The sequence below is a fragment of the Pseudomonas sp. PDM30 genome, from assembly GCF_019218985.1.
In the GTDB taxonomy this organism is placed as follows: Bacteria; Pseudomonadota; Gammaproteobacteria; order Pseudomonadales; family Pseudomonadaceae; genus Aquipseudomonas; species Aquipseudomonas jessenii.
Map to the genome: position 1 here is coordinate 752,876 of NZ_JAHUWM010000001.1, position 17,603 is coordinate 770,478.

Here is a 17,603-nt window from a genome sequence, read left to right on the forward strand (position 1 = left end):
GGAAGGGCATGCCAAAGGCAATTGACGACAAGCTGGTGCTGGCGATTTCTTCGCGGGCGCTGTTCGACCTGAGCGAAAGCCACAAGGTCTACCTGTCGAGTGGTGTCGAGGCCTACCGGCAATATCAGATCGAACACGAAGACGAAATCCTCGAGCCCGGCGATGCCTTCCCGCTGGTGCAGAAACTCCTGAACCTCAACAACAGCCTCGGCCGCGCCCGGGTCGAGGTGATTCTGGTGTCGCGCAACAGCGCCGACACCGGGCTGCGGGTGTTCAACTCGATTGACCACTACGGACTGGCCATTTCCCGTGCGGCCTTTGTCGGCGGGCGCAGTCCGTATCCCTACCTCAAGGCCTTTGGCTGCGACCTGTTTCTCTCGACCCACGCCGAAGACGTGCGCAATGCACTGGACGCCGGGTTCGCGGCAGCGACCATTCTGTCGGGCGGTGCCAGCCGTGCGGCCAGCGACGAGTTACGCATTGCCTTCGATGGAGACGCGGTACTGTTTTCCGATGAGTCGGAACGCATTTATCAGGCCGGTGGTCTGGAGGCGTTCCAGGCCAGCGAGCGTGAGGCCGCCCGCGAACCGTTGCGCGGTGGGCCGTTCAAAGGGTTTCTCGCGGCCCTCAACCTGCTGCAGCGTGAGTTCCCGGAGGACACCTGTCCGATCCGTACCGCGCTGGTCACGGCGCGATCGGCGCCGGCCCATGAGCGGGTCATTCGCACGTTGCGCGAATGGGACATCCGTCTCGACGAGTCGCTGTTCCTCGGCGGCCTGACCAAGTCGGCCTTTCTCGAAGCCTTCGCGGCCGACGTGTTTTTCGACGATCAGGCCGGTCACTGCGAGTTGGCCCGAGAAGTCGTCGCCACCGGTCATGTGCCCCATGGCATAAGCAACGAGCAAAAGGTTTAAGCCCACCGTTCAATGCGTTGCGCGGGACGTCGTAGTCGCCAAGGCACTGCTAAGCTGAATCAAATCTCCGCCATGTTGGCAGTCGAGGAGGTCATATGATTCGTTCGATGCTGTATGCCACTGACCTTGGTCTGTACGCGCCCGTGGTGATGCAGCATGCCCTGGAACTGGCCAGGACCTTCAATGCCAGTTTGTATGTCGTGCATGCGGTTGAACCCATGGGGTTGTTTGCCGAATCGGTGCTGCAAAGTTATCTCGATGAACAGGCGCTGAACGAGTTTCACAGCCAGGGCCTCAATACGGTGATTGCCAGTATCGAGCAGCGGGTGCTCGACAGTTTTCGTGAGGAGTTGGGGGATGAAGGGGAGCACGACCTGGAGCGGATTCAGGCAGTACGGGTGCTGCAGGGCGATCCGTCGCAGGTGATTCTGGACCAGGCGCAGAAACTCTCCGTGGATTTGTTGATCGTAGGTAGTCACAGCCATGGTGCTGGTGCGGAAACGCCTCTGGGGCGAACCGCCGCCCGAGTGTTGCAACTGTCCAAGGTGCCGGTCTATCTGGTGCCGCTGGTGCAACGTCGTCGTCAAGGGGATCGCTAGAACACGAATAATGGCAATTTGATAAAAAAGTTCTAGATTTATTCTTCGAGCCATTAATATAGTTATATACCGTCGCTGATGCCCGTGGCGTCTACCTGCTTTGAGGGATTCATATGAAGCTTCAACAATTGCGCTACATCTGGGAAGTGGCGCACCACGACCTCAACGTTTCCGCTACAGCCCAAAGCCTTTACACCTCTCAACCGGGCATCAGCAAGCAGATCCGTCTGCTGGAAGACGAACTGGGCGTCGAGGTTTTTGCCCGTAGCGGCAAGCACCTGACCCGTGTCACCCCGGCCGGCGAGCGCATCATCACCACCGCTGGCGAGATTCTGCGCAAGGTTGAAAGCATCAAGCAGATCGCCCAGGAGTTCTCCAACGAGAAGAAAGGCACCCTGTCGATTGCCACCACTCATACCCAGGCGCGTTATGCGTTGCCGCCGGTGATCAGCAATTTCATCAAGCAATACCCGGACGTGGCCCTGCACATGCATCAGGGATCGCCGATGCAAATCGCCGAAATGGCCGCTGACGGCACCGTGGATTTCGCCATTGCCACCGAAGCGCTCGAGCTGTTCGGTGATCTGGTGATGATGCCGTGCTACCGCTGGAACCGTTGCGTGGTCGTGCCTCAGGGCCACCCGCTGACCAAGCTGTCGAAACTGACCCTCGAAGCACTGGCCGAATACCCGATCGTGACGTACGTGTTCGGTTTTACCGGCCGTTCGAAACTCGACGAAGCCTTCAGCCATCGCGGCCTGACGCCGAAAGTGGTGTTCACCGCCGCCGACGCCGACGTGATCAAGACCTATGTTCGTCTGGGTCTGGGCGTAGGCATCGTGGCAAAAATGGCTGTCGACACCAAGCTCGATAGCGACCTGGTGGTACTCGATGCCAGCGAACTGTTCGAGTCCAGCGTAACCAAGATCGGCTTCCGTCGCGGCACCTTCCTGCGGGGTTTCATGTGCGACTTCATCGAGAAGTTCGCGCCGCACCTGACCCGCGAAGTCATGGCCAAGGCCATTCAGTGCCACAACAAGCAGGAACTGGAAGAGCTGTTCGAAGGCGTCGAACTACCCGTTCACTGATAGCGTTTCCTGCCGGTCAAACCACCTCGGTGACAGCGAACTGTTGCCGAGCGCCCGCCACCATGATCTCCACCTCATCGCCCTCGAACTTGCCCAGCAGGCTTTTGCCCAGCGGTGAGCGCGGGGTGATGACGGTGATCAGTTGTCCCACCAGATCGACCTTCAACCCTGCTGCATCGGGGGCCAGAAACAGCCATTGTTCGCGCCCCTTTTCGTCCTCCAGCCCGAGCAGCGCGCCCACTTCGATGCCCCGCTGATCGTCATACGGACGCAGGGCGAGGTTCTGGCAGAGGCTCAGTGACTGGCGAATTTCCTCGACCCGCCTGGCTTGCCCGGCCGCGAGATAGGACGCTTCCAGCCCCAGGGTGTCGTACTTGTTCTCGGCGATGTTTTCTTCGTGGGTCGCCGTTTCGTAGGCGGTTTGCGCGGCCCGTTCGGCGATGTCGAGATCGACCCGCAGCCTGTCGAGAATCAGTTGGTGGACGGTTTGCTTATTCATGATCAATCGCAGAATTGCAGGACGTTGGCGCGGCTTTTTTCGCTGGGTGCAGTCCGGTCCTGTTGCAGCCAGAACTGACAGTTCGGGTTGGCCAGGTTGCGACTGCTGCTACGTGCCTGATCAAGCCGTTGCTGCTGTTCGTTCTTGCGCAGGTTTTCTTCATATTGCTCGAACAGCGGGCTCTGTGGCGGAATGTTCGGCAGCGGTTGAGCCACTGCGGGTGGTTGGGCCAGCTGCTCAACCGCCGCCGCGACCGGGGCGAGTTGCTCGCTGAAAAGCAGGCGCGACGCGAGCCAGCAGGTCAACACAATGGCAATGAACCCGAGCCACATGCCGAGGGCGATACTGCCGGTCAGTTGCAGGGCGCTGAGGCTGATCGGGAAGGATCGGCGCGGAGTGGGGCGGTGGGGCATGGTTGCCTCCTGGCGAAAGGTCACTGGCGAGTGGTGATTGTCGCATGAAGAATAATCGCCGTCGGCTCTTCTGCACGGGGTAATTTATGCGGACAATCGGCGCCTTTGCCAACGGGAGCCTGGAATGCCTGAAATGAAAACCCGCTGGGATATTTTTTGCACCGTGGTCGACAACTTCGGCGACATCGGCGTGACCTGGCGACTGGCCCGGCAACTGGTGGCCGAACATGGGCTGGCGGTGCGTCTATGGGTCGATGACCTGCGAGCGTTCGAGCGCCTGTGCCCGGAAATCGACATCCATGCTCCCAGGCAGTTGCAGCAAGGCGTCGAAGTGCGCCAATGGCCAGCCGAGTGGCAACCGACCGAAGCCGCCGATGTGGTGATTGCTGCTTTTGCCTGCCAATTGCCGAGCGCCTATATGGAGGCCATGGCCGAACGGGAGAAGACGCCGCTGTGGATGAACCTGGATTACCTGAGCGCCGAGGACTGGGTCATCGGCTGCCACGGTTTGCCCTCGGTGAAGTACAAAAACGTGCAGAAGTTCTTCTTCTTCCCGGGATTTCAGAAGGGCACCGGCGGACTGCTGCGTGAGCGAGGGTTGCTGGAGCGGCGTCGGCAATTTCAGCAAAACCCGCAGGCTCAAAGAAAATTCCTGCAAGGCTTGGGAATTGATCCTGCGCCCGGCGCGCAGCTGATCTCATTGTTTGCCTACGAAAACACCGGTCTGGCCAGTTGGCTTGATGCAATGGCCGGCGATTCTACTGCCACTCATCTGCTGGTGCCGGAAGGGCGGATTCTCGGCGACGTCGAGCGTTGGCTCGGTGTGCAGGGGGTGGCGGCCGGTGCCGTGCATGTGCGCGACGCCTTGACCGTGCAAGTGCTGCCATTCGTCCGCCAGGACCAGTACGACCGGTTGCTGTGGTGCTGCGATTTCAATGCCGTGCGCGGCGAAGATTCCTTTGTGCGCGCGCAATGGGCTGGCCGGCCATTTCTCTGGCATATCTACCGGCAGGAAGAAGACATCCACCTGGACAAGCTCGAAGCCTTCCTCGAACTCTATGTGAAGGGGTTATCTGCGCCTGCGCGGGAGGCGATCAGCGGTCTCTGGCGGGCGTGGAACGCCGGTGAAAAAATGGCCGACCACTGGCAATTCACTCGTAAACACTGGCCAGAGCTGGAAAAACACGCCGAGGCGTGGTGTCTGGAGCAGGCATTGCAGGCCGATCTTGCCACGGCGCTGGTACAGTTTTATGGAAATTGGATATGATACGCGGCCTAGATTTTTGTAAATCCCATCCAAATTCGGATATTCGCAATGAAAACTGGTAAAGAACTGAAACCCGGGACCGTGATTCGTCTCGAAAACGATCCTTGGCTGGTTCAGAAAGCTGAATTCACCAAGTCCGGTCGTAACAGCGCGATCATGAAGACCAAGCTGAAAAACCTGCTGACCGGTTACAAGACCGAGATCGTTTACAGCGCCGACGACAAACTGGACGACGTAATCCTCGACCGCAAAGAAGCGACCCTGTCCTTCATCAGCGGCGACACCTACACGTTCATGGACACCACCGACTACACCATGTACGAGCTGAACGCTGAAGACATCGAAGCCGTTCTGCCTTTCGTTGAAGAAGGCATGACCGATGTTTGCGAAGCGATCTTCTTCGAAGAGCGTCTGGTTTCCGTAGAGCTGCCGACCACTATCGTGCGTCAGGTTGACTACACCGAAGGTTCCGCTCGCGGCGACACTTCCGGCAAGGTGATGAAGCCTGCCAAACTGAAGAACGGTACCGAGCTGTCGGTTGCTGACTTCATCGAAATCGGCGACATGATCGAGATCGATACCCGCGAAGGCGGTTCCTACAAAGGCCGTGCCAAATAAGCACAGCTTCAGGAATGAAAAAGCCCGACCATTGAGTCGGGCTTTTTTTACCTTCGATTTCGGGTTCAACCAGAAACCCTGTGGGAGCGAGCTTGCTCGCGATGGCGTCCGACCATTCAACAAAGATGTTGCCTGACAGTCCGCTATCGCGAGCAAGCTCGCTCCCACAGTTTTTATTTCAGGTGTTCCTTGAGCTCTTGCGAAGCCTGCAGCATCGCCGAACGCACCGCTGGCACCTGGCTCACCACGTTGAGCAAACCGTAGTCGTGGATCAGGCCGTTGTAGCGAACCGAGGTCACCGGCACACCGGCCTCGTCCAGCTTGCGGGCGTAGGCTTCGCCTTCGTCGCGCAATACGTCGGCCCCGGCGGTCTGCACCAGCGCTGGAGGCAATCCTTTCAACTGGGCGGTGGTTGCGCGCAGTGGCGAGGCGTAGATCTCGTTCCGTTGCTTGGCGTCGGTGGTGTAGTTGTCCCAGAACCACTTCATCATGTTTTTGGTGAGGAAGTGCCCTTCGGCAAACTGGTTGTAGGACGCGGTTTCGAAGTTGGCATCAGTCACCGGCCACAACAGCACCTGGAACCTGATCGCCGGTGTGCCCTTGTCCTTGGCCATCAGCGCAACCACAGCCGCCATGTTACCGCCGACACTGTTGCCGGCTACCGCCAGGCGCTGGCCATCGACGTTGATCTCTTTGCCATGCTCGGCCACCCATCGGGTTGCGGCGTAAGCCTGGTTGATCGCCACCGGGTAATGCGCTTCCGGCGACGGCGTGTAGTTCACGAATACGGCCGCGGCACCCGAACCCGTCACCAGGTCACGCACCAGCCGCTCGTGGGTCGGGAAGTCCCCCAGCACCCAGCCACCGCCGTGGAAGAACATGAACACCGGCAGCTCGCCCTTGACCCCGGCCGGCCGGACGATGGTCAGGCTGATCGGTTGGCCGTCGACTTGAATGGTCTTCTGGCTGACATCGGCTTTTGGCAGCGTCAGCTTCACCCCGGCCTGCGCGCCCACCAGCACGGCGCGGGCCTCGGCGGGCGTCATTTGCTCCATCGGCTTGCCGGTTCCGGCGTTGAGAACGTCGAGGAACGCCTGGGTGTTGTGTTCAACCCCGGTACCTGCGAACGCGTTGCTGATGGACAAGGCGAGAAGGGTACCGGTCAAGACTTTGCTGAAAGTGTTCATGTTCGTTTCCTGTTCGGGCCTGGGTAGTCAGCGCTTAGACGGTTACGTGCAGACGCACATCGACGTTGCCACGGGTGGCGTTGGAGTACGGGCAGACCTGGTGGGCCGCATCGACCAGTGTTTGTGCATCGGCTTGTTCAAGACCCGGCAGGCTGATGTGCAGGTCGATGTCCAGGCCGAAGCCGCCAGGGATCTGGCCGATGCCGACATGAGCGGTGATCGAAGCGTCGTTAGGAATGCTGCGCTTGGTCTGGCTGGCCACGAATTTCAGGGCACCGATGAAGCAGGCGGAGTAGCCGGCAGCGAACAGTTGCTCTGGGTTGGTGGCTGCGCCGCCGGCACCGCCGAGTTCTTTGGGCGTGGCGAGCTTGACGTCGAGGATGTTGTCGCTGGAAACCGCACGACCGTCACGGCCACCGGTGGAGGTTGCGATTGCGGTGTAGAGAGTTTGCATGGTGAAAGCCTCGTTCAGGGTTTGTTTGTTTTGCGCTAAATGTTTGCGCGCTAAGTAAGTGCGAAATAAATGTATCGCGCTAATGTTTAGCGCGCAATATATTTTTTCAAAGAAATTTGAAAAAAGACGCAAGGCTGTGAGGTGGTTTAGGTTGAAAGTATTGAGCTAGAGCTATCGAGGGGGATTTTCAGCGGGTTTTTTTCTGGGGAGGGTGGCGAACCCGGTTTTCTGGTGGGCCGCAGAGCCGCTGTGGGAGCGAGCTTGCTCGCGATTGCAGTCTCACATTCAGCAATGATGCTGACTGATACACCGCCATCGCGAGCAAGCTCGCTCCCACAAGGGATTTGTGGTGGTTTGGAGACTAGAGGCTATCTTGCAGGTGGCGACGCAACTCCTGCAGTTCCGCCTGCAGGTTTTTCAGGCGCTCCAGGGTCATCCCGCTGGCGCCGAGGATGCATTGGGGAATGTCCCGGGCCTTGTCGCGCAACGCCCGGCCCTGTTCGGTGAGTTCGACGATCACCACCCGCTCATCTTCGCGGCTGCGGGTTCGGCTGAGCAGGCCTTCGGCTTCCAGGCGCTTGAGCAGCGGCGTCAACGAGCCAGGATCGGTCAGCAACCGCGTGCTGATTTCACCTACGGTCAAACCGTCCTTTTCCCACAACACCATCATCGCCAGGTATTGCGGGTAGGTCAGGCCCAGCGCTTGCAGCAAGGGTTTGTAGACCTTGGTCATCATCAGCGAAGTGGAATGCAGGGCGAAGCACGCCTGATTGTCCAGCAGCAGGTTGTCGCAGTTGTCCGGGGTGTTGCGCTCGGTGGTCATGTCGAAGCCTTGATCTGTGATCTGAAGAATCTAGCGGGCGAGTCTTTAATGCGCCAGATAATTTTGATCAGTGCCGTTGCAAATGGGTTTGCAGCACCAGATCCCAGGGCGGAATCGGGCTGAAGCGGGTTTTCAGGTACTCCAGCAACAAGCGACTGCGGGAGTTGGGCTGCTGTTCCAGGCGCAAGGCGTAGATGCCGGCGCTTTCCGGTTTCGGCAGACCGCTGTCGCAGAACAGCGGCAGCAACTCACCCCGCAACAGGTATTCGCTGGCCAGCCAGGTCGGCAGGTGCGCGATACCGAGTCCGGCCAATGCGCCGCACACCAGCGCCTCGGCATTGTTGGCGCTCATGCGGATCCGCGCCGGCCGGTGCAAGTGCATTTGCCCGTCGCGCTCGAAACGCCAGGCGAAGGGCGGAGCCAGGCCATCCCAGTCGAGTCCGTCGTGTTCAATCAGCTGTGTCGGCTCGGTCGGCACGCCGCGACGCCGCAAATAATCAGGGCTGGCGCAGGCGATACGCACCATGCTCGCCAGTGGCGTGGCCACCAGCCGGGTATCGGCCAGTTGCCCGGCGCGCAGCACCAGATCGACCTTGCCGAGGTTCAGGCCCTGCATGTCGACGAAGCTGTCGATCAAGTGCAGTTGCACATCGAGTCCGGGGTAGAGCATCAGGAAATCGGCAATCACCGGTGCCAGGTGCCGGCGACCAAAGGCTGCCGGCGCATCGATACGAATCAGGCCTTCCGGCGCGCTGCTCAGGGACACCGCCTCGGCCCGGGCCAGGCGCAATTCGGCGACGATCCGCCGTGCGCGCTCGGCAAAGGCCAATCCCGCCGGCGTGGCGCGTACCGCATGCGTGCTGCGCAGGAACAGCTGACTGCCGACCGCGCTTTCCAGGCTGTCGATACGCCGTGCCACGGCCGAAGGGGTTAGCGGATGACGGCGCGAGGCGGCGGAAAAACTGCCGGTTTCCAGCACGTCGAGGAACAAGGCCAGTTGGTCGGTCAGTTGATTGGGGTTCATGGCAGGTTTGTGCTTGTGCGAATTTGGCATAGCCATTGTGCGTTGCTATGCGTTTCCGTGCCAGAAGCAACTGCGTAGGATCAAAGGCCTGACGGCAACGGGGAAAATGCTGTGATTGAGTTCTTGATGTATCTGGTGTTCGGCGCTGCGTTGGGCACGCTCGGCGGTTTGTTTGGCATCGGCGGCGGCCTGATCGCCATTCCGCTGCTGGGCGTGCTGTTCGGGCTCGATCAGCAGATTGCCCAAGGCACCGCGCTGGTGATGGTGGTGCCGAACGTGATGCTGGCGCTGTGGCGCTATCATCAGCGCATCCGTATCGAACTGCGTCACGCGTTACCGCTGGCCATCATGGGGTTTTGCTTCGCCTGGCTCGGGTCGATCTGGGCGGTGGGCATTGATGCGCAAACCATGCGCATAGGCTTTGTTGCGTTTCTGATCGCACTCTCGGCGTACAACCTCGTTCGCATGTTCGCCGCCAGCGCTCCGCCGGCTTCGCAGATGAACTACTCATGGCCCTGGCTGGGCCTGCTTGGCGCTGCATCCGGCACGATGGGCGGGTTGTTCGGCGTGGGGGGCGCGGTGGTGGCGACACCGGTGCTGACCAGCCTGTTCGGCACGAGCCAAGTGGTTGCGCAGGGGCTGTCGTTGGCGCTGGCCTTGCCGAGTACGGGGGTGACGCTGGTGACTTACGCCGCGCACCATCAGGTCAATTGGGTGATCGGCTTGCCCTTGGCGGTCGGTGGGCTGATGAGCATCAGTTGGGGCGTGAAGGTTGCCCACGCATTGCCGGAGCGGCTGCTGCGCGGGCTGTTTTGCGGGTTCCTGGTGTTCTGTGCGGTGATGCTCGCCTTCAAAGTTTGAAGCCTTCGATGATGTGCTCGGCCAGGCACTCGGTGATGGGTGACGGGTTATGCAGGTTGCGCACGAGCATGATGCTGGCCTCGGGCAGCAGCGGCAGGTCCTGGGCCTCACCAAGGATGCGCATGTCCGCGGTGATCAGGCTTTCAAGTTGCGCCGTGACGGCCAGGCCGGCGCTGACCACGGCCATGATCGCCGACAGGCTGTCGCTGTTGTACGCCACCCGGTAATCGCGCCCCCGGGCATCCAGGGCATTGCAGGCCCACTGGCGGCAGAAGCAATCACTGTTGAACATCGCCAGTGGCAGCGGCGTCTGCTCGTGGGCGCTGTAGCATTGTGCCTCGGCCCAGACAAAGCGTTCCTTGCGCAACAACTGGCCGATTTCGCTGCCCGGTTCGCGGGTCACGATTGACAGGTCGAGGTCCTGGCGCATCAACAGTTGTTTGGATGATTCGCAGTGCACTTCTATCTGAATCAGCGGGTAAGACTGGGCAAACCGGCGCAGAATCCCCGGGAGGAACCGCATCACATAATCGTCCGGCGTGCCGATACGCACCGTGCCGACCATGTCGGGCTCACGCAACGTATTGAAGACCTCGCTGTGCAGCTTGAGGATGCGTCGCGCATAGCCGAGCAGCACCTGGCCTTCAGCCGTCAGTCGCACCTGCCGCCCGTCGCGCTGGAACAACTGACGCTGCAGCACATCTTCTTCCAGTCGTTTCATCTGCATGCTGACGGCGGACTGGGTGCGGTTGACCAATTCCCCGGCGCGGGTAAAGCCGCCCTGGTCGGCGATGGCGACGAAGGTGCGCAACACTTCGGTATCGATACTCGGGTAGGCCGACATTCATCAATCTCCGAGATATGTGACATCAGAAACATTCGTTGGATTGATCTTAGACCCGGCGCGAGACTGGAGCCATCCAAACGGAGGGCAACAAGATGAAAGGTCAACATGAGTTCCAAGGATCAGAAAAACACTCGATTCACGTGATATCCGATCTGCTGCACAAGGTCGGCCGCTGGTACGAATTGCATCGCGAGCGCGAATTGCTGGCGAGCTTGAGCGACGAGGCACTCAAGGACATCGGCATGAGCCGTGCGGATGTGGAGAACGAGTCGATCAAGCCGTTCTGGAATGACCCGATGCATAAATGATGAATGCCACGCTACACAAACCCCTTACCGGTGAGGTAGGTTGCGAGCAGACAAGGAGGCACCCATGCCCGCAACGTTGTCCTTTACCCTCAAACAGGCTCGGCGTCTGGCGCTGGCCGCCCAAGGGTTCAACGGGCGGTCGCCGCCAGCGGCGATCAAGGCTGTTGCGCTCAATCGCCTGATCGAACGGCTGGGCATTTTGCAGATCGATTCGGTCAATGCATTGGTGCGTTCGCACTACCTTCCGCTATTTTCCCGCCTCGGTAACTACTCCTCCGATTTGCTCGACCAGGCTGCCTGGAGTCAGGGCCGGCGCCGTACGTTGTTCGAGTATTGGGGCCATGAAGCCTCGTTGTTGCCACTTTCCATGTTCCCGTTGATGCGTTGGCGCATGCAGCGTGCGGGCCGTGGCGAAGACATTTATCAGCAATTGGCGCGCTTTGGCCGTGAGCAGCAAGACACCATTCGCCGGGTGCTGGCTTCGGTCGAGGAGCAGGGCGCGTTGGGTGCCGGAAGTCTGTCGACCCGTCAGGAGCGGGCCGGTCCCTGGTGGGACTGGAGCGCGGAAAAGCATGCGTTGGAATGGTTGTTCGCTGCCGGTGAAGTGACTGTTGCCGGACGACGCGGATTCGAAAGGCTCTACGATCTGCCGGAGCGAGTGATTCCCTCGGCGGTGCTTGCGCACCCCGTCCTGAGTGAAGACGAGGCCCAGCGCGGCCTGTTGCGGCATGCGGCAACGGCCTTGGGGGTCGGTACGGAGAAGGATTTGCGTGACTATTTCCGCTTGAATCCTGCGGACAGTCGTCCACGTTTGGCCGAGTTGGTCGAGGCCGGGGAATTGCTGACCTGCGAAGTGCAGGGCTGGCGACAACCGGCCTATTGTCTGCCCGAGCCAAAAGTGCCGCGTAAAGTCGTGGCCAGTGCCTTGCTCTCGCCGTTCGATTCGCTGATCTGGGAACGCAGCCGGACCGAGCGGCTGTTTGATTTCCGCTATCGGCTGGAGATCTACACGCCGCCGGACAAACGGGTGTACGGCTATTACGTCCTGCCGTTTTTGCACAACGAACGGATTGCCGCACGAGTCGATCTGCGCGCCGAACGCGGGGCGGACCGTTTGGCGGTGCATGCGGTGCATGAGGAGGAGGCGGGGCTGGATGACGAGGGGATGTTGGCGTTGGCGGTCAATCTGCGGCAGATGGCGGATTGGCTGGGGCTGGCACAGGTTCAGCTGAATTGCCCGCGGGCGAGTGCGGCGAGGTTGCGGGTGGCACTGGCGCAGATTGAGGGTGGCTGAGCTGGCCTCTTCGCGAGCAAGCTCGCTCCCACAGGGGAGCGCGGTCCAATGTGGGAGCGAGCTTGCTCGCGATGGCGGTCTATCAGAGAAGCAAAATCTAGCGCCGAACCTGCTTCAAGGTTTCAGCAATCAAAAACGCCAGCTCCAGCGACTGATCGGCATTCATCCGCGGGTCGCAATGGGTGTGGTAGCGATCCGACAAGCCATCCTCGGTGATCGGTCGTGCACCACCGATGCACTCGGTCACGTTCTGCCCGGTCATTTCGATGTGGATACCCCCGGCATAACTGCCTTCGGCTTCGTGTACCTGGAAGAACTGCTTCACCTCGCCGAGGATCTGCGCAAAGTCGCGGGTCTTGTAGCCGCTGCTGGCCTTGATGGTGTTGCCGTGCATCGGGTCGGAACTCCACAGCACCTGCTTGCCTTCGCGCTGGACGGCGCGGATCAGCTGCGGCAAGTGATCGCCGACCTTGTTCGCGCCCATCCGCGCGATCAGGTTCAGGCGACCCGGATCGTTCTGCGGGTTGAGCACGTCGATCAAGCGAATCAGGTCGTCCGGGTTCATGCTCGGGCCGACCTTGACCCCGATCGGGTTGTTCACCCCGCGCAGGAATTCGACGTGGGCGCCGTCCAGCTGACGGGTGCGGTCGCCGATCCACAGCATGTGGGCCGAGCAGTCGTAGTAGTCGTTGGTCAGGCTGTCGCGACGCACGAAGGCTTCTTCGTAGTTCAGCAGCAGCGCTTCGTGGGCGGTGAAGAAACTGGTTTCGCGCAACTGCGGCGAGCTGTCCATGCCGCAGGCGCGCATGAATGCCAGGGTTTCATCGATACGGTCGGCCAGGTGGCTGTACTTTTCCGCCAGCGCCGAGTTGGCAATGAAGTCCAGGTTCCACTTGTGCACCTGGTGCAGATCGGCAAAACCGCCCTGGGCAAATGCACGCAACAGGTTCAGGGTGGCGGTGGACTGGTGATAGGACTGCAGCAGGCGTTCCGGGTCCGGCACGCGGCTTTTTTCGTCGAAACCGATACCGTTGACGATGTCGCCACGGTAGGCGGGCAAGGTCACGCCATCGATGGTTTCGTCATTGGCCGAACGGGGCTTGGCGAACTGCCCGGCCATGCGCCCGACCTTGACCACCGGACAGCCGGCAGCAAAGGTCATCACGATCGCCATCTGCAACAACACCTTGAAGGTGTCGCGGATTTTTGCCGCGGAGAATTCGGCGAAACTTTCGGCGCAGTCGCCACCTTGCAACAGAAACGCGCGGCCCTGGGTCACCTCGGCAAACTGACGGCGCAACTCCCGGGCTTCACCGGCAAACACCAGTGGCGGATAGCTTGCCAGGGTCTGCTCGACCTGCTGCAAATGCGCGGCGTCGGGGTATTGGGGTTGTTGCTGGATCGGCAAGGCGCGCCAGCTGTCGGGGCTCCAGGGTTGGCTCATCGCGGTCTCTAGTGTTTTCGCTCGGACCTCCATGTTATCAGCAAATTAGTGCGTGACCTGTTCCTGTCGCTTCGCCGACAATCTCGCCTTTGCCGCTCTCTACACGCGGTGTTATTGCGTTGCCGGCCCCGGTGACGATCAGGAGATGAAATGACTGAGGAGCGCGTCGAGCATCTGCTCGCCGAGGTACAGGACGAGTTCGGCGTGATTCGTGTGCTGGAAGTGGCCGATTACCGTTTTCTCGAATTCGGTGATGCCATCGAGCAAAGCTGCGTGTTCACGGCCGATCCGAGCTGGCTCGAGTATGACTACACCCGGGCGATGCTGATTGGTGCGCTGTGCCACCAGCAACCGGAAAGTGCGCTGTTTCTCGGCCTCGGTGCCGGGACGCTGACCCAGGCCTGCCTCAAGTTCCTGCCGCTGGAAGATGTCGAAGCCATCGAACTACGCCCGGACGTACCGCGCCTGGCTATTGAATATCTGGGGCTGGATGACGATCCGCGCCTGTACATCCGCGTTGGCGATGCGCTGGAACTGCTGGACACCGCTGAGTCGGCCGACCTGATTTTCGTCGACCTTTATACCGATGTCGGTCCGGGTGTCGGTCATCTGGCATGGAGCTTTCTGGAAAACTGCCAGAAGCGATTGAATCCGGGTGGCTGGCTGGTCATCAATCAGTGGGCGACCGACGATGGCAAACCCCTGGGCGCCGCCTTGTTGCGCGGTTTGTATCACCGACATTACTGGGAGCTGCCGGTGAAGGAGGGCAACGTGATTCTGATCGTGCCGTCGGAGCTGGACCAGGAACTGGACATGGATGGCCTGATCGCCCGCGCCGAAGCGCTGGCGCCGCGGTTGGGGTACTCGCTGGATTCGTTGATCAAGGCGATTCGCCCGGCTACCTGAGTTGTCAGTGATGGCCCCATCGCGAGCAGGCTCGCTCCCACATTTGACCGCGATCCCCTGTGGGAGCGAGCTTGCTCGCGATAGCTTTCTTACTGGCAATACAAGGCTAAAGCCCTTTGAAGACACCCGGCCGCCGCTCCACCATCGACCGCACACCTTCCTTGACGTCCTCGGTAGCCATCAACTTCTTGACTAGCTGCGGCAACGCCTGTGCCGCCGCGGTTTCCCCTTCATACCGGGCCTGTCGCGCAGACATCAGCGTCGCCTGCACCCCAAGCGGTGCCTGACGGGCGATCCGTTCGGCCAGTTCAATCGCCCGGGGCAGCAAGTCCTCACTGGCCATGACCTCCTGCACCAGACCCAGGTGCAAGGCATCACGGGCGTCGAATTCATCACCGGTCAGCAACCAGCGCATGGCATTGCCCCAGCCGGCCACTTGATGCAGGCGCAGGGTGGCGCCGCCGAACGGGAAGATTCCGCGTTGCACTTCCATTTGCGCGAACCGGGTGTTGCTGGCGCACAGGTTGATGTCGGCGGCCAGCATCAACTCGATGCCGATGGTCAGGCAGTAGCCCTGGGCGGCGACGATTACCGGTTTGCTGACCCTGGGACCTGCGAACACCGCCCACGGATCACAGCCGCCGGGTGGAACCTGCCAGCCATCTGTCAGTGTGACGCTGGCATTGACCAGGTCGAGCCCGGCGGTGAAGTGTTCGCCATGAGCGAACACCACCGCCACCCGCGCCTCGCTGTCGGCTTCGAACTCGCCATAGGCCAGGCTCAACGCGTTGAGCAGGTCGAGATCGAAGGCATTGCGCTTGGCCACCCGATCCAGACCGATCAGGAACACATGACCATGCCGTTCGCGGCTGACTCGACTGGAGCTGGGCTGATTCATGGAGCGGTCCTCGGGGTGGGGAAGGCGTGCCAGACCGGCGGTCTGCACGGCAAAGGGTGAACCGTTTTAGCGCTATCACCCGCAGGGCCGGGCCTTTGAAAAATAGACGGCTGACCGATTATTCGCAAAGCCTGTTACACAACGGTGTATCCGGTGGATTTCCGATAAAAAAAGCTCCCTTTTTGGGCGAATTCCGGTATAGTGCGCGCCGGCCTTTAACCGGGCCGCGTTTAGGTAGCGCAATTCCCCGAAGCCAGCTTCGGCTGCACGTCCGCCCAGCGGACTCTTCCTTGACGATTCTTTTCATTCATTCGTTTTCGCAAATCCCCGCCGACAAAGCTGCCAGGGCGACTCTTGAGTCTCAACACGGCATGTGCAGCTTTGGAGCATGGGTCTTTGCGGATGCACTTAGAGGCAGACCCATGACCCAGGAAATCGGCGGCTTCGCCGCTCTTGAACTTCATCCAAATATTGTCGCTGCAGTAGTCGCTACCGGCTATGAAGAGCCTTCGGCCATTCAGCAGCAGTCGATCCCGATCATTCTCGCCGGTCACGATATGATTGGTCAGGCGCAAACCGGTACCGGTAAAACCGCTGCCTTTGCCCTGCCAATTCTGCACCGCATTGATCCGTCCAAGCGCGAGCCGCAAGCTCTGATCCTGGCCCCAACTCGTGAGTTGGCGCTACAAGTTGCAACCGCTTTCGAAACCTACGCCAAGCAAATGCCGGGCGTGACTGTTGTGGCTGTCTACGGCGGCGCGCCGATGGGCCCACAACTGAAAGCAATCCGTAATGGCGCACAAATCGTTGTCGCCACTCCGGGCCGTCTGTGCGACCACCTGCGTCGCGACGAAAAAGTACTGGCGACCGTGAACCACCTGGTTCTCGACGAAGCCGACGAAATGCTCAAGCTGGGCTTCATGGACGACCTGGAAGTCATCTTCAAGGCCATGCCGGAAACCCGTCAGACCGTACTGTTCTCGGCCACCTTGCCTCAATCGATCCGTGCCATCGCCGAACGCCACCTGCGCGATCCGAAGCACGTCAAGATTCAGAGCAAGACCCAGACCGTTACCGCGATCGAGCAGGCTCACCTGCTGGTTCACGCTGACCAGAAGACTTCGGCCGTTCTCAGCTTGCTGGAAGTGGAAGATTTCGACGCCCTGATCATGTTCGTGCGCACCAAGCAAGCGACCCTGGACCTGGCCAGTGCCCTGGAAGCCAAAGGCTACAAAGCCGCTGCGCTGAACGGTGACATCGCCCAGAACCAGCGTGAGCGCGTGATCGACTCCCTCAAGGATGGCCGTCTGGACATCGTTGTGGCGACCGACGTTGCCGCTCGTGGCCTGGACGTTCCGCGCATCACTCACGTGTTCAACGTTGACATGCCGTACGATCCAGAGTCCTACGTTCACCGTATCGGCCGTACCGGCCGTGCCGGTCGCGAAGGTCGTGCACTGCTGCTGGTGACTCCGCGTGAGCGCCGCATGCTGCAAGTGATCGAGCGTGTAACCGGTCAAAAGGTTGCTGAAGTTCGCCTGCCGGACGCTCAAGCCGTTCTGGATGCGCGCATCAAGAAGCTGACCAACAGCCTGTCGCCGCTGGTGGCTGAAGCCGAATCGACCCACGGTGATCTGCTCGATCGCCTGACCGCCGACATCGGTTGCAGCCCGCGTGCCCTGGCCGCAGCCCTGCTGCGCAAGGCTACCAACGGTCAAGCGCTGAACCTGGCCGCTATCGAGAAAGAGCGTCCACTGGTGCCGAACAATGCACCGCGTGGCGATCGTCCAGAGCGTTCCGGTGATCGTCCTGAGCGTGGTGACCGCGAGCGTCGCGCTCCGATGCCACTGGGCGAAGGCCGTGCACGTTGCCGTACCGCGCTGGGCGCGCGTGACGGTATCGCCGCCAAGAACCTGCTGGGCGCCATCCTCAACGAAGGTGGCCTGGCGCGTGAAGCGATCGGTCGCATCCAGGTGCGTGACAGCTTCAGCCTCGTCGAGCTGCCGGAAGATGGTCTGGAGAAGTTGCTGACCAAGCTGAAGGACACTCGCGTTGCCGGTAAGCAGTTGAAGCTGCGTCGCTACCGCGAAGATTGATCCGCTCTCGGGCTGATTGATCGAACATAAAAAATCCCCGACTGGTTCGGGGATTTTTTTTGC

The 17,603-nt window shown here is 60.4% G+C and carries 19 protein-coding genes; 10 read left to right on the top strand and 9 right to left on the bottom strand.

What is annotated here, in order from left to right; genetic code table 11:
- Positions 1 to 8 precede the first annotated feature (8 nt).
- The 3 genes from KW840_RS03500 to cysB all read left to right on the top strand — a co-directional run bounded on the left by KW840_RS03500 (position 9) and on the right by cysB (position 2,601).
- Entirely contained in the window at positions 9 to 914 is a 906-nt protein-coding gene (locus KW840_RS03500; RefSeq protein ID WP_046043378.1) for a 5'-nucleotidase, read from the top strand.
- Between the two features lie 95 nt (positions 915 to 1,009).
- Positions 1,010 to 1,513: a universal stress protein gene (locus tag KW840_RS03505; protein WP_056727114.1), complete on the top strand. Its 504-nt coding sequence runs from the start codon at positions 1,010 to 1,012 to the stop codon at positions 1,511 to 1,513.
- Between the two features lie 113 nt (positions 1,514 to 1,626).
- Entirely contained in the window at positions 1,627 to 2,601 is a 975-nt protein-coding gene (gene cysB, locus KW840_RS03510; protein ID WP_015094029.1) for an HTH-type transcriptional regulator CysB, read from the top strand.
- Between the two features lie 16 nt (positions 2,602 to 2,617).
- On the opposite strand, the gene KW840_RS03515 is transcribed toward cysB, so the two are convergent.
- On the bottom strand, positions 2,618 to 3,100 hold the full coding sequence (locus KW840_RS03515) for a GreA/GreB family elongation factor (RefSeq protein ID WP_218494456.1): 483 nt from the start codon (positions 3,098 to 3,100) through the stop codon (positions 2,618 to 2,620).
- 2 nt (positions 3,101 to 3,102) lie between these two features.
- The gene (locus KW840_RS03520) at positions 3,103 to 3,513 is read right to left on the bottom strand and encodes a hypothetical protein (protein ID WP_218494457.1); all 411 of its coding nucleotides are present in this window, start codon (positions 3,511 to 3,513) and stop codon (positions 3,103 to 3,105) included.
- Between the two features lie 124 nt (positions 3,514 to 3,637).
- On the opposite strand from KW840_RS03520, the gene earP reads away from it, so the two are divergent.
- Positions 3,638 to 4,780, top strand: a complete 1,143-nt coding sequence (gene earP / locus KW840_RS03525; protein WP_218494458.1) for an elongation factor P maturation arginine rhamnosyltransferase EarP — start codon at positions 3,638 to 3,640, stop codon at positions 4,778 to 4,780.
- Positions 4,781 to 4,828: 48 nt separating this feature from the next.
- Positions 4,829 to 5,398, top strand: a complete 570-nt coding sequence (locus KW840_RS03530; protein WP_007943632.1) for an elongation factor P — start codon at positions 4,829 to 4,831, stop codon at positions 5,396 to 5,398.
- A 173-nt stretch (positions 5,399 to 5,571) separates the two neighbouring features.
- Here KW840_RS03530 and KW840_RS03535 read toward each other — a convergent pair whose 3' ends face one another.
- The 4 genes from KW840_RS03535 to KW840_RS03550 all read right to left on the bottom strand — a co-directional run bounded on the left by KW840_RS03535 (position 5,572) and on the right by KW840_RS03550 (position 8,886).
- Positions 5,572 to 6,585: an alpha/beta hydrolase gene (locus KW840_RS03535; protein WP_218494459.1), complete on the bottom strand. Its 1,014-nt coding sequence runs from the start codon at positions 6,583 to 6,585 to the stop codon at positions 5,572 to 5,574.
- A gap of 34 nt (positions 6,586 to 6,619) precedes the next feature.
- Positions 6,620 to 7,039, bottom strand: a complete 420-nt coding sequence (locus KW840_RS03540) for an organic hydroperoxide resistance protein (RefSeq protein ID WP_218494460.1) — start codon at positions 7,037 to 7,039, stop codon at positions 6,620 to 6,622.
- A 361-nt stretch (positions 7,040 to 7,400) separates the two neighbouring features.
- Entirely contained in the window at positions 7,401 to 7,862 is a 462-nt protein-coding gene (locus KW840_RS03545; protein ID WP_150812289.1) for a MarR family winged helix-turn-helix transcriptional regulator, read from the bottom strand.
- A gap of 67 nt (positions 7,863 to 7,929) precedes the next feature.
- Positions 7,930 to 8,886, bottom strand: a complete 957-nt coding sequence (locus KW840_RS03550; RefSeq protein WP_154860244.1) for a LysR family transcriptional regulator — start codon at positions 8,884 to 8,886, stop codon at positions 7,930 to 7,932.
- A 111-nt stretch (positions 8,887 to 8,997) separates the two neighbouring features.
- Here KW840_RS03550 and KW840_RS03555 point away from each other — a divergent pair, with 111 nt between their 5' ends.
- Positions 8,998 to 9,747 carry a sulfite exporter TauE/SafE family protein gene (locus KW840_RS03555; protein ID WP_218494461.1) on the top strand — a complete coding sequence of 250 codons (750 nt, stop codon included), beginning with the start codon at positions 8,998 to 9,000 and terminating at the stop codon, positions 9,745 to 9,747.
- Here the strand turns inward: KW840_RS03555 and KW840_RS03560 are convergent.
- On the bottom strand, positions 9,737 to 10,591 hold the full coding sequence (locus KW840_RS03560) for a LysR substrate-binding domain-containing protein (RefSeq protein ID WP_057713818.1): 855 nt from the start codon (positions 10,589 to 10,591) through the stop codon (positions 9,737 to 9,739). The two genes, KW840_RS03555 and KW840_RS03560, sit on opposite strands and share 11 nt — an antisense overlap.
- Positions 10,592 to 10,686: 95 nt before the next feature.
- Between KW840_RS03560 and KW840_RS03565 the strand changes: the two genes are divergently transcribed.
- Positions 10,687 to 10,902, top strand: coding sequence for a DUF1127 domain-containing protein (locus KW840_RS03565; RefSeq protein WP_008049076.1), 216 nt, complete (start codon positions 10,687 to 10,689; stop codon positions 10,900 to 10,902).
- Between the two features lie 64 nt (positions 10,903 to 10,966).
- Complete coding sequence (locus tag KW840_RS03570; protein ID WP_218494462.1) at positions 10,967 to 12,196, top strand: winged helix-turn-helix domain-containing protein; 1,230 nt, start codon at positions 10,967 to 10,969, stop codon at positions 12,194 to 12,196.
- A 97-nt stretch (positions 12,197 to 12,293) separates the two neighbouring features.
- Here KW840_RS03570 and KW840_RS03575 read toward each other — a convergent pair whose 3' ends face one another.
- Positions 12,294 to 13,640: a class II 3-deoxy-7-phosphoheptulonate synthase gene (locus KW840_RS03575; protein ID WP_057713820.1), complete on the bottom strand. Its 1,347-nt coding sequence runs from the start codon at positions 13,638 to 13,640 to the stop codon at positions 12,294 to 12,296.
- Positions 13,641 to 13,790: 150 nt separating this feature from the next.
- Here KW840_RS03575 and KW840_RS03580 point away from each other — a divergent pair, with 150 nt between their 5' ends.
- Positions 13,791 to 14,546 carry a spermidine synthase gene (locus tag KW840_RS03580; RefSeq protein ID WP_102672544.1) on the top strand — a complete coding sequence of 252 codons (756 nt, stop codon included), beginning with the start codon at positions 13,791 to 13,793 and terminating at the stop codon, positions 14,544 to 14,546.
- Positions 14,547 to 14,652: 106 nt separating this feature from the next.
- Here KW840_RS03580 and KW840_RS03585 read toward each other — a convergent pair whose 3' ends face one another.
- The gene (locus KW840_RS03585; protein ID WP_218494463.1) at positions 14,653 to 15,444 is read right to left on the bottom strand and encodes a crotonase/enoyl-CoA hydratase family protein; all 792 of its coding nucleotides are present in this window, start codon (positions 15,442 to 15,444) and stop codon (positions 14,653 to 14,655) included.
- Positions 15,445 to 15,866: 422 nt separating this feature from the next.
- Here KW840_RS03585 and KW840_RS03590 point away from each other — a divergent pair, with 422 nt between their 5' ends.
- Complete coding sequence (locus KW840_RS03590) at positions 15,867 to 17,540, top strand: DEAD/DEAH box helicase (protein WP_007973525.1); 1,674 nt, start codon at positions 15,867 to 15,869, stop codon at positions 17,538 to 17,540.
- The last annotated feature ends 63 nt before the right edge of the window (positions 17,541 to 17,603 follow it).